Here is a 15,257-nt window from a genome sequence, read left to right on the forward strand (position 1 = left end):
GATGGACGGCAGGACCAGGCTCTGTCCCCACTGCGGCGTCTCCCTACCGGAGGACGCCGCTTTTTGTCCTTTCTGCGCTCAAAGCGTCCGGTCCCGTCAGTCGGTACCCGTACCCTCCTACCAGCGGCGGAAGTGGGGCAAGCGGCTGGCCGGGCTGGCGGTACTGCTGGCGGCGGTGGTGCTGCTGACAGTCGGGCTGTACGATTGTTTTACCCCCGACGTATACGACGCCTGGGGTGAACTGACCTACACTCTGGACGGCAATGACTACCACCTGGCCGTCACCTTCCGCAACGATCCCACCCCGGAGCCGGAATATACCGTGCAGGTGGAAGCAGACGGGCGCTATGACCGGGCCGCCAAGCTCTTCATCACCCACGTGGGCACCGGGGTGGACGCGGGGCAGATGTTCAATCAGCAGATCAACTCCGCCTTTGTCCGGGTGACCCAGCCGCCGGACAGCCCCTCCCCCGTCACCTGGCTCCAGCCGGAGTACCAGGACAATCCCGCCACCGACGGGCTGCTTCTCTCCGTGGTCAACTTCACCGGAGAGAGCACCGGCCCGGCGGAACTCACGTGGACCCTGAACATGAAAAACGGGGATACCATCATCCTGCGGCAGGAGCTGGACTTTCAGCCGGTGGACAGCATCCACTACTACCCGGAGGATTACCCCATGGACACCATTGAGGACCTTCAGGCCCTGGTGGACCGGATCCAGGCGGAGGTCCCCCTGCCCACGGCGGTACACCTCCATCTGCCCCCGGTAACCTATGAGGGGGGCCTCACCATCGGCAAGCGCACCATCAACCTTTACGGCTCCCTGGGTGAGAACAACAGGCGCACCACCTTCCTGGGCCCGGTGGTGTACAAGCCTGAGACGGATCCCCAGGGATTCATTGAGTACATCGACTTCCGGGGGAACGGCTCCGGCACCGGCCTGACCGTGGAGGCCGACTGCCACGTGGAGGACTGCGGCTTCTCCGGCTGGGAGGTGGGCCTGCTGGTGGGCGGGGAGGACTGGGCCGACCCGGTGGGCTGTCTCTTTGAGGACAACGGCGTGGGCTTCCGCTTCGACAGCGGCGGCAGCTACGTCAACAGCAACCTCTTTGAGGGCAACACCTTTCTCCGCAACGGCACCGCCGTGGAGCTGCTCCGGGTGCCGGGCGCCAAGACCCTCTTGTTCAACAGCTGCCGGTTCGAGGGCAATGACACAGATATCGTCAATCCTGCGAACCACCCCATCGACATCTCCTATGCTACCTTTACATGAAAGGGACGAACCCTATGGAACACAACTGCCCCCACTGCGGCGCGCCGCTGCCCGAAAACGTCTCCTTCTGCCCCCGCTGCGCCAAGAGCGTCCGGGAACACCAGGCGGTGAACGTCCCCTCCTACCTGTGGCGGAAGGGGCTGAAATGGGCGCTGGCGCTGGTGCTGGTGCTGGCCATAGCGGGCGGGCTGTACGCCCGCCTCGGCCGGGAAGCGCCCTCCGCCGGGCTCCCTGCCGGGGACACCACGGCGGTGACCCTCACCGAGGACGAGAACGGCATGGTGGCGGTGACCCCCGACCTGCTGCGGGAATACTTCCCCCTGCTGGCCGGGCTCAACTTTTCCACCACCTCCACCACCAGCGACAACATCGACGACTATCTGGTAGAGACCTTCCAGATGGCCAATCTGGTGGCCTCCCGGGGGGCCGCCGGTACCGACGAGGAGATGGGCATGTTCTACGCCCGCAGCTCGGGCACCCGGCTGTGCCTGCTGCTCTTCGACCGCAACACCCACCTGATGGGCTACTTCATCGGGGAGCCCATCCAGATCTCCGAGGGAAAATGGCAGATCGACGTGGTGTCCTGCGACTATGACTTTACAGGGCTCTACGAGGAGCAGCTGGCCGCCTTCGAGGCGGGCTGGCGGGACGACTTTTCCACCTATATTCCGCCGGAGGAGATCGAGAGCGCCGGGGCGGTGTGGTTTCTGAGCGGCTACAATACCGGCAAGGGACCGGTGCTGCGGGAGGACGACGCCCAGCTCTACCACCTGTGGGCCCTGCTCCATTCCCCAGAGCCGGAGCGCCAGTGCCGGGAAATTGAGCGGCTGGAGGAATTCCTGCCCAACGAGGGCCGGTGGCGGTGCTATCTGCTGCTGGACCAGGACTATGACCTGCTGGGCTACACCATGCTGGACTGGCAGGGCAACGGAGGCTGACCATGGAACACAAGTGCCCCTGGTGCGGCGGGGACCTGCCCCAAAACGCATCCTTCTGTCCCCACTGCGCAAAGTTTGTCCGGCCCCGGAAGGAGGCGGCAGTTCCCAGGCCCCGGCGAAAACAGGTGCTGCTGGGCCTTTTGATCCTGGCGGTGTTCCTTGCCGTAGGTGCCGGACTGTGGCAGGTCTTTTCCCCAAAGACCTATGACGGCTACGGAGAGGTCCGCTACGGGGACTGGCAGCTCCTGCTGAGCCAGGGGGCCGACCGCTTTACCCCCTCCCCCACGGTTTCAACTCAGGGAGAGCCGGAGGGCCAGTACCGGATGCCCGCCCGGCTGTTTGTCAACAGCGGGGACGGTCAGGACGCCTCTGAGGCGTTTCTGGAAGAAGTGGAGACGGTGTCGGCGGCTTTTATCGGCCAGGAGGACAGCCCCTCCCCCATGGTGTGCTCCCAGCCCGCCTACAACCCCGGGGTGCCCGAGTGCCCCCTCATCTCCCTCATCGACTATACCGGGGAGAGCCGCACGGCGGAGCTGGTGTGGACCTTCCGGATGAAAAACGGGGATACCATCCACCTCCGTCAAAGCTATGAGATTACCCCCATTACGGTGTACGACTACTACCCGGAGGAGTACCCCATGGACACCGTGGAGGAGCTCCAGGCCCTCATTGACAGCATCAGCGGCCAGGTGGAGGAGGCGGCCGTGGTGAACCTTCATCTGCCCGCCATCACCTATGCGGGGGGCCTCACCCTCCGGGACCGGAGCCTGAACCTGTACGGCTCCGCCAACGCCGACGGAAACCGCACCACTTTCACCGGCCCGGTTCAGGTTCTGGCCCCCTACAGCTCCATCACCTATTTCTATGACATGGACTTTGTGGGGGACGGCAGCGGCACCGGCCTCTCCGGCTCCGCCTCCTTCCGGGCCACCAACTGCACCTTTACCGGCTGGGACACCGGGGTCTTTGCCTACGGCACCAGCTGGGCCAATGTCATCGGCTGCGCCTTCCGGTACAACCGCATCGGCTTCCGCTTCGACAGCAGCGGGGAGTACGCCAACCACTCCATGTTCAACGACAACACCTTTCTGGGCAACGACGTGGGGGTACAGCTGGACAACGTGCCTACCGATGTGAAGCTCAATTTCCAGGGCTCGGTGTTCCTGGGCAACCGGATCAAAGTGGACAACCGCTGTGAGCAGCCCCTGGATCTGTCCCAGGCCACCTTAGACTGACATAAGGAGTGACCCCCTTGCAACAGCAGACCTGTCCCCACTGCGGCGCGCCCCTGCCGGAGGGCGCCGTCTTCTGCCCCCACTGCGCCAGAGACGTACACCCCCGGAAGGACACCAAAAGACCCGCTCCCCTGCGGAAAAAGCTGCTGGCGGGCCTGCTGGCCCTCCTCGTAGTGATCGCCGCCGGGGCGGGCATCTGGTACGCCAACCGGCCCTATGTGCCCCGGGAATACGACGGGGTAGGCGAGGTGTACTACGAGACCGGCGGCAGGACCTACCAGCTGCTGGTGGCCTGGCCCGCCGACCGGTGCGCTCCCGCCCCCGACATCTACCAGTACGGCCGGGAGGACGATCTGACCCGCTGGCCCTCCCGGTTCTATGTGAACGACGCCGCCAACGGCGCCGACGCCTGGGGGGAGTTTGAGCCCCTGGTGGAGCAGGTGACGGTGGAGGTGGTGCAGGACGAGAACGCCGGCAGCACTCTGACCGCCGAATCCCCCGCCCAGGACGAAAACTACCCCGACGCGGCCGGCACCTCCATCCTGGAGTTTGACGGGCTGTGCGGGGAGCCCCAGGTGGTGTGGAACGTTCAAATGAAAAACGGGGATGTGCTCCGGGTGCGGCAGAACATCCACGTCACCCTGATCCACACCTACACCTACGACTGGCACGACTACCCCATGGACACCCTGGAGGAGCTCCAGGCCCTGCTGGACCGGGTGGTGACGGAGGTGCAGCCGATGGACGAGCTGATTTTCAACCTGCCGCCGGTGACCTATGAGGGCACCCTGACCCTGCCCAACACCTGCACTCTCCAGGGCTGCACCGACGGCAGCGGCCGCACCGTCTTTGCCGGCAGCGTGCTGGCCACTCCAGAACAGGGCTACTGGCTCAACTACCTGTTTGACATCGACTTTGTGGGGAACGGCTCCAACGTGGGGCTGTCCGCCTCCATCAGCACCATAGCCATCGGCTGCACCTTCACCGGGTACAAGACCGGCATTCTGTCCTACGGCTCCGCCTGGACCGCCCCTGTGGAGTGTACCTTCACCGGTAACCAGGTGGGCTTCCACTTCAACAGCGTGGACGGCGGGGTCAGCCGGGCCCTATTCGACAACAACGTCTTTACCGGCAACGGCACCGCCGTGCTGCTGGAAAACGTGTCCGCCGACGGCACCATCTATTTTGACGGCTCGGTGTTCTCCGGCAACGGCACGGATATTGACAACCGCTGCGGCTACGATGTGGATACCTCCAAAGCGGTTTTTGAGTAAAAGGAGAGAGGAACATGGAACACAAATGCCCCCACTGCGGCGCGGACCTGCCGGAAAACGCCGCCTTCTGCCCCCACTGTGCCCAGGATGTCCACCCCCGGAAGGGGGCAGGAACCCCCTCCCCCCTGCGGAAAAAGCTGCTGCTGGGCCTGATCGCCCTGGTGGTGGTGATCGCCGCCGGAGTTGGAATCTGGTACGCCAACCGGCCCTACGTGCCCCAGGAATTTGACGGGGTGGGCGAGGTGTACTATGAGACCGGGGACAAGACCTACCAGCTGCTGGTAGCCTGGCCCAACGACCGGTGTATGCCCGCCCCCGACATCTACCAGCAGGGTGCGCCGGACGAGCAGTACCGCTGGCCTTCCCGGTGGTACGTCAACGACGCCGCCACCGGCCAGGACGCCTGGGAGGAGTTTGAGCCTCTGGTAGAGCAGGTCACGGTGGAGGTGGTGCAGGACGAGAACGCCGCGGACGAGCTTATCGCCGGGGAGCCCAGCCACCGGGAGGACTACTCCCCCGACGCCGCCATGGTGTCCTCCCTGGACTTCACCGGCAATTCCGGGGAGCCCCAGGTGGTGTGGACGGTACAGATGAAGAACGGGGATATGATCCGGGTGCAGCAGAACATCCACATCAGCCTCATCCTCACCCACGAGTACCACTGGGAGGACTACCCCATGGACACTCTGGAGCAGCTGCAGGGGCTGATGGACGACATCTCCGCCCAGGTCAATCCCGTGGACGAGGTGATCCTCTATCTGCCGCCGGTGACCTATGAGGGGAACCTGGAGCTGCGCCGGTCCTTTGAGTTCCACGGCAGCACCGAAGGGGACGGACGCACCACCCTGAAGGGCAGCCTCACCATGCTGGAGACGGGCAAATACTACTGGATCAACTATTTCTACGACATGGACTTCGCGGGAGACGGTGCCAACGCCGGCATCACCGCCCTGTCCAAGGTGTGGGCCATCGGCTGCTCCTTCACCGGCTACAAAACCGGCCTGCTGACCCAGGGGGGCGCCTGGGTGAACGTCACGGAGTGCACCTTCACGGACAACGAGGTGGGTCTCTTCTACAACAGCACCGGCCAGTCCGCTACCGACGACCGCTACTTCGACAACACCTTCACCCACAACGGCACCGCCGTGCTGCTGATGAACGTGCCCACCGATCTGACCCTGTACTTCGACGGCACCACCTTCTCCGGCAACGGCACCGATATCGACAACCAGTGCGAGCATCCCATTGACACTTCCAACGCCATCTTTGAATAACAGAAAAACACGGGGTACGGCAAAATGCCGTACCCCGTGTTTTCGTTTGCTCAGAAATCGTAGCGGTAGATCTTCTCCATGACCCCGCCGCCTTCGGGGGCCTTCTCCACGAACTGCCACCCCATCTTCTCATAGTAGTTGTCCAGCTTGGTGATGAGGTAGAGGCAGGGATACCGGCCCAGGGCCCGCACCGCCTCAATGCTGGCCCGCTGGAGCTGCTGGCCGATATGCAGGTTGCGGTACTCGTCCTTCACATACAGGGTGGCCATCCAGGGGGACAGGTCCTGCCGGGTCTTCAGGTCATTGAGCCACAGGGACACCACACCCACCGGCTTCCCGTCCCGGACGGCCACCAGGGTCTGGGGCACCGTGTCCTTCTGGGAGGCGTACTTGGTGCGGTAGACGATCTCCTCCAGGGTGTACCCGTCGGCCTTGGCCCACTCCAGCCACAGCCACCGGGACACCTCCTCCAAAAACTCCGGCGCGTCCGCCAGATTGACGATCCTGGTCTCGCATTCCACAACGTCAGCCCCTTTCACAGTTTGGTTAGCTGTCTTCATTATATGGGACAGCCAACCACTCCGTCAAGGGTACCTCAGCTATGCTCTGCCCGCCAGAGGGTCTGATACCCCTCCCCCGTCACCGCCACGGCCTGCTCCATCTCCTCCGGCCAGTCCTCCGTGGGACAGGCGGTACCACCCTCATACCGCACGCAGGTGCCGCAGCTGCTGCTCAGGTCCCGGGGCACCGGCATCAGGCGGGCCGGTATCCCCCGCCGGTCACAGTCCTTCTTGAACCGCATGGCGCCGAAGTGGGAGTAAAATGTGGCGATACAGACCATTTTACTTGGTCAGGGTCAGGGTGTAGGTGCCGTTCTCCTCGGCCACGGACACCTGGCAGCCCTGATGCTGGGCATAGCGGGTCACATTCTCCCGAGCGGTGGGGTTGTCCACCAGCACCTGGCAGGGCAGCTTTCCCGCCGTCACGGCCTTCCGGGTCAGGATCACAGGCTCCGGGCAGGAGAGCCCTCTCGCGTCCACTGTGTGCATGCTCATTCTCCTCTCTTTTTGCCAAAGGTGTTGCAGCAGGCGATGATTGCCACCACGGCGATGCCGATGAGCACCGCGATCTTGCCGTTGGCAGTGGGGCCCTCCCCGCTGGAGGCCAGGCCGAAGTTGTGGGCGAAGGCGGCGCCGGCCACCAGGCCGATGACGGTGATGGCGCTGTCGGTGTTGCCCTCACCGGCCAGCACCAGCTGGCGCAAGGGGCAGCCGCCCAGCAGCACGCAGCCGAAGCCCACCAGCAGCATGCCCAGGGCGTTCCACAGCCCGTCGGTGTGGGCCACGGCCTGGCCGGCCATGCCCAGCTTGAAGTAGACGTTGGGGGTGACGCCGGTGAGGATCAGGTTGCACACCAGGGCGCTGGCGAAGATGGCCACAAAGCCGGCCAGCAGCTTCCACTCCCGGAAGAGCACCACATCCCGGATGCCGCCCACCATGCAAAGCCGGGTGCGCTGGGCCAGAGCGCCCACCACCAGGCCGGCGATCAGGCTCACCGCGATGGCCGCGTGCTGGGCGCCGGGGCCGCCGCCGGCCTCGGTAAAGTGGATGAAGGCGGGGGCGGCAATGAGCAGCACCAGCAGCACCACCTGGACGACAGGCAGGATGCGGCCCTCCAGGGCGGGCAGCTGATAGGTGCGCTTCAGGGAGTAACCCTTGGTCAGGAAGAACACGCCCACCAGGATGCCGCACACAAAGCCCACCAGGCCGAACACCGCGTTCAGGTCGCCGCCCGCCAGCCGCAGGATCATGCGGAAGGGGCAGCCCAGGAACATCAGGCAGCCGATCATCACGAAAAAGCCCAGCACAAAGCGGGTGACCGGCGCACTGCCGCCCTTGGAACCGAACTCCTTCCGGGCCGTGGCCAGCAAAAAGCTGCCCAGCACCAGGCCGATGATTTCAGGGCGGATGTACTGCACGTTGGCCGCGCTGTGCAGCCCCAGGGCCCCGGCGGTGTCCCGCAGGAAGCAGGCGATGCAGAAGCCCATGTTCAGGGGATTGCCCAGCAGCACCAGCAGCGACGCGATGACGCCGATGACCAGCCCGGCCAGGATGATCCCAGTCTTCTCTCGTTTCAACTCCATAGCTCTCTCCTCCTGTCTGTTGCTTACGATGTGAGTATACCGGAGGTTTACTGTGATTTCCAATAGTAAGTATTGATATATTTAATCATTCTATTTGAAATTCCAATGATAGTGGAGTACAATGGACGGGCAAAGGGGGCAGAACTATGGACGCCATCTACTTAGACAACGCCTGCACCTCCTACCCCAAGCCGGAGGCGGTGCCCAAGGCCATGTATGACTATATGTGCCGGGTGGGCAGCAACGTGAACCGGGGCTGCTATCAGCGGGCCTACCGGGTGGAGGAGACGGTATACGAGGCCCGGCAGATGCTGTGCCGCCTCTTCGGCGGCGACGACATCCGCAACGTGGTCTTTACCAAAAACGTCACCGAGAGCCTGAACGTGCTGCTCAAGGGCTTTCTGAAGCCGGGAGATCACGTGATCGTCTCCTCCATGGAGCACAACGCGGTGATGCGCCCGCTGGTGCAGCTGGAGAAGCTGGGGGTGACCTTCACCCGGGCCCATTGCAGCGAAACCGGGGCGCTGGACCCCACCGTGCTGGAGCGCTGCCTGGAGCCCAATACAAAGGCGGTGGTGATGACCCACGCCAGCAACGTGTGCGGCACCATGCTGCCCATCGCCGCCGTGGGGGAATTCTGCGCCGCCCACGGCCTTCGGTTCTTTGTGGACGGAGCCCAGACCGGCGGGGTGTTCCCCATCCACATGGGAGACATGCACATCGACGCCCTGGCTTTCACCGGCCACAAGGGGCTGCTGGGGCCCCAGGGGATCGGCGGCTTCCTGCTGCGGGGCGGCATGGAGGGGGAGCTGGAACCGCTCCTCTCCGGCGGCACCGGCAGCGTCAGCCATCTGGAGGAGATCCCCGACTTCATGCCCGACCGCTTTGAGCCGGGCACCCCCAATCTGCCCGGCATCGTGGGGCTCCACGCCGCCCTGAACTGGCTGGAGGAAACGGGCATGGAGGCCATCCGCACCCACGAACTGGCGCTCACCCGCCGGTTCCTGGACGGCCTGCTGGAGCTGCGGTCAGCGGGCCTGCCTCTGAAGATCGTGGGCCGGGAGGACACGGAGGACCGCACCGGAGTGGTGTCCATCCAGACCACGGACCGGGACATGGCGGAGGTGGCCTGCCGCCTGGACGAGGACTACGGCATCATGACCCGGGTGGGACTCCACTGCGCCCCCTCCGCCCACAAGACCCTGGGCACCTTCCCCGCCGGCACCATCCGCTTCTCCTTCGGCTGGCACAATACGGAGGAGGAGATCGACCGGGCGTTGGAGGCCCTGGAACACATTTTGAAGGAGCAGCCCGGACTATGGACATGAAGCAGCTCCAGTCCTTCGCCGCGATGGTGGAGTACCGCAGCTTCACCAAAGCAGCGGAGAAGCTCTACATTTCCCAGCCCACCATCAGCACCCATATCCGCCTGCTGGAGGAGGAGCTCCACTCCTGCCTCGTCATTCGGGGCAAGCGCACTGTGGAGGTCACCCCCCGGGGGCAGGAGCTGTACGAGTGCGCCCGGGACATCCTCAGTCTGCGGGACAGCCTGCTGCGCCGCTGGACGGAGGAGAAGAATCCCATCATCCAGCTGGGGGCCTCCACCATCCCCTCCGCCTACATCCTGCCCGAGATCCTGCCGGAGTACGGGCGGCTCCACCCGGAGGTGTACTTCACCATCCACCAGAGCGACAGCCAGGGGGTGGCCGACGGCATTCTCAACGGCAGCTTCGACCTGGGGCTGGCGGGTATGGAGGTGGCCCACGAGCAGCTGACCTGCGTTCCCTTCTACCAGGACCGGATGGTGCTCATCACCCCGGTTACCCCCCGCTTTCTGGCTCTGAGGGAACTGCCGGAGGTGCCGCTGGACAGTCTGCTGCGGGAGCCCATCATTCTCCGGGAGCAGGGCAGCGGCAGCCGGAAGAGCGCCGAGCGCTTTCTGGACAGCATGGGCGTCCGGGAGGAGGAACTGAACGTCACCGCCCGGATCAACGACCAGGAGTCCATCAAGAACCTGGTGGCCGGCGGGCTGGGGGTGTCCATCCTGTCCGAGCGGGCCGCCCGCAATTTTGCGGAGGAAAAGCGGGTGCTCCTCTTCCAGCTGCCCGAGCGCACCTCCAAGCGGTATCTGTATCTGCTCTTCCGCAAAAATTTCGTACTGAAGTCCTATATCCAGGCCTTCTGTGACCACATCAGGAAATACTATGCCGACACCTTACGGCAGACATAAAAGCCGGAGCACCCCGATCGGGGTGCTCCGGCTTTTTACACATCAGCTCAGCGGAACCAGATGGTCATGTCATATTTAAAGGTACGGTAGTTCTGCATGCTGCACTCATAGGCGTACTCCCGGATGAGCACACCGTCCGGGTCATACTCCCCGAACACCATGGCCACGCCGCTGTTCACCACCCAGTTGTCCGAACCGTCGCAGGGCGAGCCGTTGGAAACAATGCTGGAGTAGGGCACGTCGAAGCTGCGCTCCAGGGAGAAGGTGCGGTTATTCTCATCAATGCGGTAGATGTACACCTGGCTGGTCTCGTCACCGGTTTTGTACAGGCCGGTACCCACGCTGTCCGCCACGTCCATGTCGAAGTCACGGCTGTTCAGGGACCAGTAGTTGTTGTTGAACAGCGCCAGGTAGTAAACGCCGTCCTCTTCCCCGTCGGCATAATACTCCACACAGTGCTGGCCGTACTGGGGCACAAAGTCCCCCTCCTGGGTCAGGCAGGCGTCGGCGTAGGGGGTGTCCGCCCAGAACCGCTGGTCGCCGGCCAGCCAGTCCACAGCGGGAGCGGTGTGCAGGTCCTTGATCTTGATGATGGTGGAGGTCTCACGGGAGGACACGATCAGGCTGTCCTCCTCCGGCAGGTACTGCAGGCTGTTCAGGTGGATCCAGTCCCACTCCCCCGCCTGCCAGAAGAAGTCGTCAGTGGCGCCCACACGCCGGGTCATGCTGAAATAGGGCTCCAGCAGTTCGGCGAAGTCCAGCAGCTGAGTGACTTCACCGCTCTCCAGGTCGATGGACAGCAGCCGGTCCTCCACCGTCTCCCCGCCGATCTCCTCGGCCAGGGCCAGGACCTCCCCGTCTTGGCCGAAGCCGATGTCGTGGTGCAGATCATAGCCGCTCAGGTCATAGATCTGGGTCACCTGGCCCAGGCCGTTGATCCGGGCCAGCTTGGAGGCGGAGACACAGGTCAGGATCTCGTCGTCCACAAACAGGATCCGGTCAAAGCCGTAGCCCTCCAGCACCATCTCATAGCGGAGGATGCCGTCGTTGTCGTAGAAGAATCCGTAGCCCAGATAGCCGTTGACCCGCATCATGGTGAACAGGCCGCCGGCCTGCTCCGCCTCAGAGGGACCGTCGGTGGTCTCCAGCCGGGTGGCATAGCCCGAGCTGGCCTCCGGCATATCCACCTTGAAATTCACCACCTGCCTGGTGTTGCCCCAGCTGCCGCTCATGGTCAGGGTGACATAGTTGGTCTCACCGGGCACCAGCCCGATCACCTGGAATTCGTGGATCTTGGTATGCTCCTTGCCGGAGTGGTCGGCGGCGGCGGCGGTAAAGTCCGGGATATCGTCGTCGTCCACACGTATTGTATAGCTGACCGCAGTGGCCCGCTCCGTCTCAAAATACAGATACAGCCCGTTGCTTCCGGTACCGTAGGGGTTGAGCACCGCTAAGGGTGTGGTCGCTGTCCACGATGCACCCGACGAGTTCTTCATGCTCTCCAGAGCCCCCTCCAGCCGCGCCTGTACATCCATGTCGTAGTAGGTGAAGCCCTCCTCCTGGATATCCCGGGGCACCAGCTGGACAGCCCGCAGACCGTCCCCCAGTTCCGCCTCCGCAAAATCCACCTGCCACTCATCCATTTTGGCAATGATGTCGCCGGTCTCAAAGGTCCAGTCCGTGCGCACCGTGTGCTCCTGGGCGGTAAAGTATTTGGAGACGGCCAGCACTACCGCCGGCACGACGACAAACACCACTACCGCAGTGATGATCACGATCTTGCAGATTCTCTTCCAGTTTTTTGACGTCTTGGTTGCCATATTGATCTCCCCATTTTTATATGATTTTTACTCACCAGAAGGAGATAACTACCAGAATAATGCCCAACACGGTGAGGATGATACCGGTCAGCCGGTTGAGCAGCCGGGCATCCGCCCGAGTGGCGATCCTGGCGGCGATCTGTGCCCAGATCAGAGTGAAGATCACGCACATGACCAGCAGATCCAGCCGCGGCATATGGCTGGCCAGGGTAAAATGGCTGATGGTGCCGGTCAGTGCCGAGAACGTCATCACAAACACGCTGGTACCCACGGCGGTCTTAAGCTCATAGCCCAGCACCATCGTCAGCACCATCAGCATCATCATGCCGCCGCCGGCGCCGAAAAAGCCGCAGATCAGGCCGATGCAGGAACCGCCCACAGCCCCTTTGACGATCTGCACCGCCCGGCTGCCGCCCTGGATGGTCCGGCTGGGCGACGTGACGGGCAGGATCAAAAACCGCAGGCCCAGGATCAGGGTCATAACCACCGAAAATCCGCCCAGCGTGCTGTTGGGCACCATAGTGGACAGCCAGCTGCCCACCATGGTCATGCCCAGCACACCGCACATCATTACGATCCCGTTTTTGATATCAATAGCGCCGCTTTTGGCATAGGTACGGGCACTGACCGCACTGGCCAGTACGTCACTGCCCAAGGCAATGCCGATGGCATCGTAGGCCGGCACGCCCAGAAACGTGACCAGCATGGGGCTGATTACGGTAGCCGCGCTCATCCCCGCAAAGCCGGTACCCAGCCCCGCCCCGGCACCAGCCAGAAAACAGATCAAAACCTCAAACCAAAGCTCGTTCAAGTCCTACTTTCTCCTTTAATTGGGTTTATCTTTTATGCTAACAGATACCGACCTCTTTCTCAACAGTTTCCTTGTGGGACGACTGATAAAAATTGGAATATTATTTATCTGGCAACAAGCATAGGCTTGACAACGTCCTCCAGTGGCGCTATAATGTCCTTCACAAGTAAACAGGACAGTTGAAGCGCCCAGGAAAAAGCATTTGCTTGCCGAAGGAATAACACTCTCAGGCGTTCCGGTCAGGAACAGAGACTGTGCGTGAATGTCACTCTGGAGAAGCTCATGAACTGAGTGCCGAAGGGGCAAAGCGGCAGAATAAACGCCGCCAATCTCTCAGGCAAAAGGACAGAGGATAAACAGAACCGGCGAAGCCGCAGGCTTCGCCGGGGTAATTGTTTGTTTTCAGGCCGTGGGTGGATCCACGGCCTGTTTTTTTGAGAAAAGAGGAGAGAAAACATGTTGGAAACATTAGAAGCCTGGCTCTACCCCATCGTCTGTGAAATCAACGTCACCTTATCCAGCTATATTCTGGTCTTTCTGCTGATCGGGGTCGGTTTGTGGTATTCGATCCGCACCCGATTCATTCAGGTGCGCTGCTTCGGCGAGGGTATGCGGAAGGTCTTTGGCAATCTGTCCCTGCGGGGCGGTCGTCAGGAGCAGGGCATGAGCACCTTCCAGGCCCTGGCCACCGCCATCGCCGCCCAGGTCGGCACCGGCAATATCGTGGGCGCCTCCGGCGCCATCCTCACCGGCGGCCCGGGGGCCATCTTCTGGATGTGGGTCATCGCCTTCTTCGGCATGGCCACCATCTACGCCGAGGCTACCCTGGCCGTCAAAACCCGGGTGACGGACGATCAGGGGAACTATCACGGCGGCCCGGTCTACTACATCACCACCGCCTTTAAGGGCGCCTTCGGCAAGTTCCTGGCCGGTTTCTTCGCCGTGGCCATCATCCTGGCCCTGGGCTTCATGGGCTGCATGGTCCAGTCCAACTCCATCGGCTCCACCTTCCAGACCGCCTTCGGCGTGCCCTCCTGGGCGGTCGGCATCGTTCTGGTGATTATCTGCGCCGTCATCTTCCTGGGCGGCATGAACCGGCTGGCGGCGGTGACCGAAAAGCTGGTGCCCATCATGGCGGTGATCTTCCTGGCCGGCGGCCTGGCGGTTCTGGTGGTCCGGTACCGTTACATTCCCGACACCTTCGCCATGATCTTCCGCTATGCCTTCCAGCCCCAGGCCATCATCGGCGGCGGCTTCGGCTACGCCATCAAGACCGCCATCAGCCAGGGCGCCAAGCGGGGCCTGTTCTCCAACGAGGCCGGCATGGGCTCCACCCCCCACGCCCACGCCCAGGCCAACGTGAAGGACCCCCACGACCAGGGGGTTGTGGCCATGGTGGGCGTGTTCATCGACACCTTTGTGGTGCTCACCCTCAACGCCCTGGTCATCATCTCTACCCTGTACACCAGCGACGGCATTCTCCACACCGGCGCCATCCCGGCAGAGATCAGCAAGACCAATCTGGCCCAGACCGCCTTTGGTACCGTGTTCGGAGCGGAGGGCGGCGCCATGTTCGTGGCGGTCTGCCTGTTCTTCTTCGCTTTTTCCACGGTACTGGGCTGGAATATGTTCGGCAAGATCAACGTGATCTATCTGTTCGGTAAGAAAGCGGCTCCGGCCTACGCCGTCATCGCCCTGCTCTTCATCTTCCTGGGCACCCTCATGTCCAACGACCTGGTATGGGAGCTGACCGATATGTTCAACAACCTGATGGTCATTCCCAACGCCATCGCCCTCTTCGCCCTGACCGGCACCGTGGTGGGAATCGCCCACGGCAGGAACAGGCAAGCGGCACTCCCGCGGTAAGACTGCGTCAGCCGCATAAAAATCACGGCTTCTGATTCAGAAAATCAGGAGCCGTGATTTTTTGGGTCGGAACATCATGCCGCCATGCCAACCTACCGCTCCGTCTCCGGCAGCAGCGCCGAGGATTTGGTTATTGAGCTGTTTCCCCACACCTTCGGTCATCTACCAGAACAGCCGGTTTGCCGACTTTTTGATTGAGAACGGCGGACAGAAGATGGCCATTGAGATCGCGTTGGGGCTTCTCACAACACAAAGCTGATCTCCCAGATGCGAGCGTTATGTTCGAGACGGCCTGCTGGTGCCCGATCTGGTGGTGCCCATGAGCGAGCACCGGACCTTCAAACCTTTCAAAGAGGAGACCCTCCAGAAGTATCCCAAACAAATAGAAGTCCT

Annotated in this window: 14 protein-coding genes and 1 riboswitch; of the genes, 8 read left to right on the top strand and 6 right to left on the bottom strand. The window is 62.5% G+C overall.

The genetic code is table 11. The features are described from left to right. Window position 1: 1 nt before the first annotated feature. The 5 genes from E0E41_RS05035 to E0E41_RS05055 are packed head-to-tail and all read left to right on the top strand — an operon-like array spanning window position 2 to window position 5,994. Entirely contained in the window at window positions 2–1,273 is a 1,272-nt protein-coding gene (locus E0E41_RS05035; protein ID WP_130869005.1) for a zinc ribbon domain-containing protein, read from the top strand. 14 nt (window positions 1,274–1,287) lie between these two features. After that, entirely contained in the window at window positions 1,288–2,211 is a 924-nt protein-coding gene (locus E0E41_RS05040; protein WP_165450503.1) for a zinc ribbon domain-containing protein, read from the top strand. 2 nt (window positions 2,212–2,213) lie between these two features. Further along, window positions 2,214–3,446 (top strand): right-handed parallel beta-helix repeat-containing protein, encoded by a 1,233-nt coding sequence (locus E0E41_RS05045; RefSeq protein WP_130869007.1) that lies wholly within the window; start codon window positions 2,214–2,216, stop codon window positions 3,444–3,446. Between the two features lie 17 nt (window positions 3,447–3,463). Then, window positions 3,464–4,720: a zinc ribbon domain-containing protein gene (locus tag E0E41_RS05050; RefSeq protein ID WP_165450504.1), complete on the top strand. Its 1,257-nt coding sequence runs from the start codon at window positions 3,464–3,466 to the stop codon at window positions 4,718–4,720. 14 nt (window positions 4,721–4,734) lie between these two features. Further along, window positions 4,735–5,994: a zinc ribbon domain-containing protein gene (locus E0E41_RS05055; protein WP_130869009.1), complete on the top strand. Its 1,260-nt coding sequence runs from the start codon at window positions 4,735–4,737 to the stop codon at window positions 5,992–5,994. 50 nt (window positions 5,995–6,044) lie between these two features. On the opposite strand, the gene E0E41_RS05060 is transcribed toward E0E41_RS05055, so the two are convergent. The 4 genes from E0E41_RS05060 to yedE all read right to left on the bottom strand — a co-directional run bounded on the left by E0E41_RS05060 (window position 6,045) and on the right by yedE (window position 8,137). Beyond that, window positions 6,045–6,515, bottom strand: a complete 471-nt coding sequence (locus E0E41_RS05060) for a GNAT family N-acetyltransferase (RefSeq protein WP_207303194.1) — start codon at window positions 6,513–6,515, stop codon at window positions 6,045–6,047. A 74-nt stretch (window positions 6,516–6,589) separates the two neighbouring features. Continuing rightward, window positions 6,590–6,835, bottom strand: a complete 246-nt coding sequence (locus E0E41_RS05065) for a DUF3343 domain-containing protein (RefSeq protein WP_130869011.1) — start codon at window positions 6,833–6,835, stop codon at window positions 6,590–6,592. A 1-nt stretch (window position 6,836) separates the two neighbouring features. Beyond that, the gene (locus E0E41_RS05070) at window positions 6,837–7,043 is read right to left on the bottom strand and encodes a sulfurtransferase TusA family protein (RefSeq protein ID WP_130869012.1); all 207 of its coding nucleotides are present in this window, start codon (window positions 7,041–7,043) and stop codon (window positions 6,837–6,839) included. A gap of 2 nt (window positions 7,044–7,045) precedes the next feature. Next, window positions 7,046–8,137 carry a YedE family putative selenium transporter gene (yedE, locus tag E0E41_RS05075; RefSeq protein WP_130869013.1) on the bottom strand — a complete coding sequence of 364 codons (1,092 nt, stop codon included), beginning with the start codon at window positions 8,135–8,137 and terminating at the stop codon, window positions 7,046–7,048. Window positions 8,138–8,283: 146 nt separating this feature from the next. Here yedE and E0E41_RS05080 point away from each other — a divergent pair, with 146 nt between their 5' ends. Both E0E41_RS05080 and E0E41_RS05085 read left to right on the top strand, forming a co-directional pair. Beyond that, window positions 8,284–9,465 carry an aminotransferase class V-fold PLP-dependent enzyme gene (locus E0E41_RS05080; protein WP_130869014.1) on the top strand — a complete coding sequence of 394 codons (1,182 nt, stop codon included), beginning with the start codon at window positions 8,284–8,286 and terminating at the stop codon, window positions 9,463–9,465. Next, a complete protein-coding gene (locus E0E41_RS05085; RefSeq protein ID WP_130869015.1) occupies window positions 9,456–10,367 on the top strand; it encodes a selenium metabolism-associated LysR family transcriptional regulator in 912 nt (303 codons plus the stop codon). The genes E0E41_RS05080 and E0E41_RS05085 overlap by 10 nt, the downstream gene beginning before the upstream one ends. 47 nt (window positions 10,368–10,414) lie before the next feature. Here the strand turns inward: E0E41_RS05085 and E0E41_RS05090 are convergent, their stop codons facing one another. Together E0E41_RS05090 and E0E41_RS05095 are read right to left on the bottom strand one after the other, a co-directional pair. Beyond that, the gene (locus E0E41_RS05090) at window positions 10,415–12,187 is read right to left on the bottom strand and encodes an aryl-sulfate sulfotransferase (protein ID WP_130869016.1); all 1,773 of its coding nucleotides are present in this window, start codon (window positions 12,185–12,187) and stop codon (window positions 10,415–10,417) included. Between the two features lie 31 nt (window positions 12,188–12,218). Then, on the bottom strand, window positions 12,219–12,998 hold the full coding sequence (locus E0E41_RS05095; protein ID WP_130869017.1) for a sulfite exporter TauE/SafE family protein: 780 nt from the start codon (window positions 12,996–12,998) through the stop codon (window positions 12,219–12,221). Window positions 12,999–13,258: 260 nt separating this feature from the next. Beyond that, window positions 13,259–13,357: riboswitch (glycine riboswitch) on the top strand. Between the two features lie 97 nt (window positions 13,358–13,454). Here E0E41_RS05095 and E0E41_RS05100 point away from each other — a divergent pair. Next, on the top strand, window positions 13,455–14,864 hold the full coding sequence (locus E0E41_RS05100; protein ID WP_130869018.1) for an alanine/glycine:cation symporter family protein: 1,410 nt from the start codon (window positions 13,455–13,457) through the stop codon (window positions 14,862–14,864). The last annotated feature ends 393 nt before the right edge of the window (window positions 14,865–15,257 follow it).

The organism is Intestinimonas massiliensis (ex Afouda et al. 2020) (assembly GCF_900626285.1).
GTDB classification, from domain to species: Bacteria; Bacillota; Clostridia; order Oscillospirales; family Oscillospiraceae; genus Flavonifractor; species Flavonifractor massiliensis_A.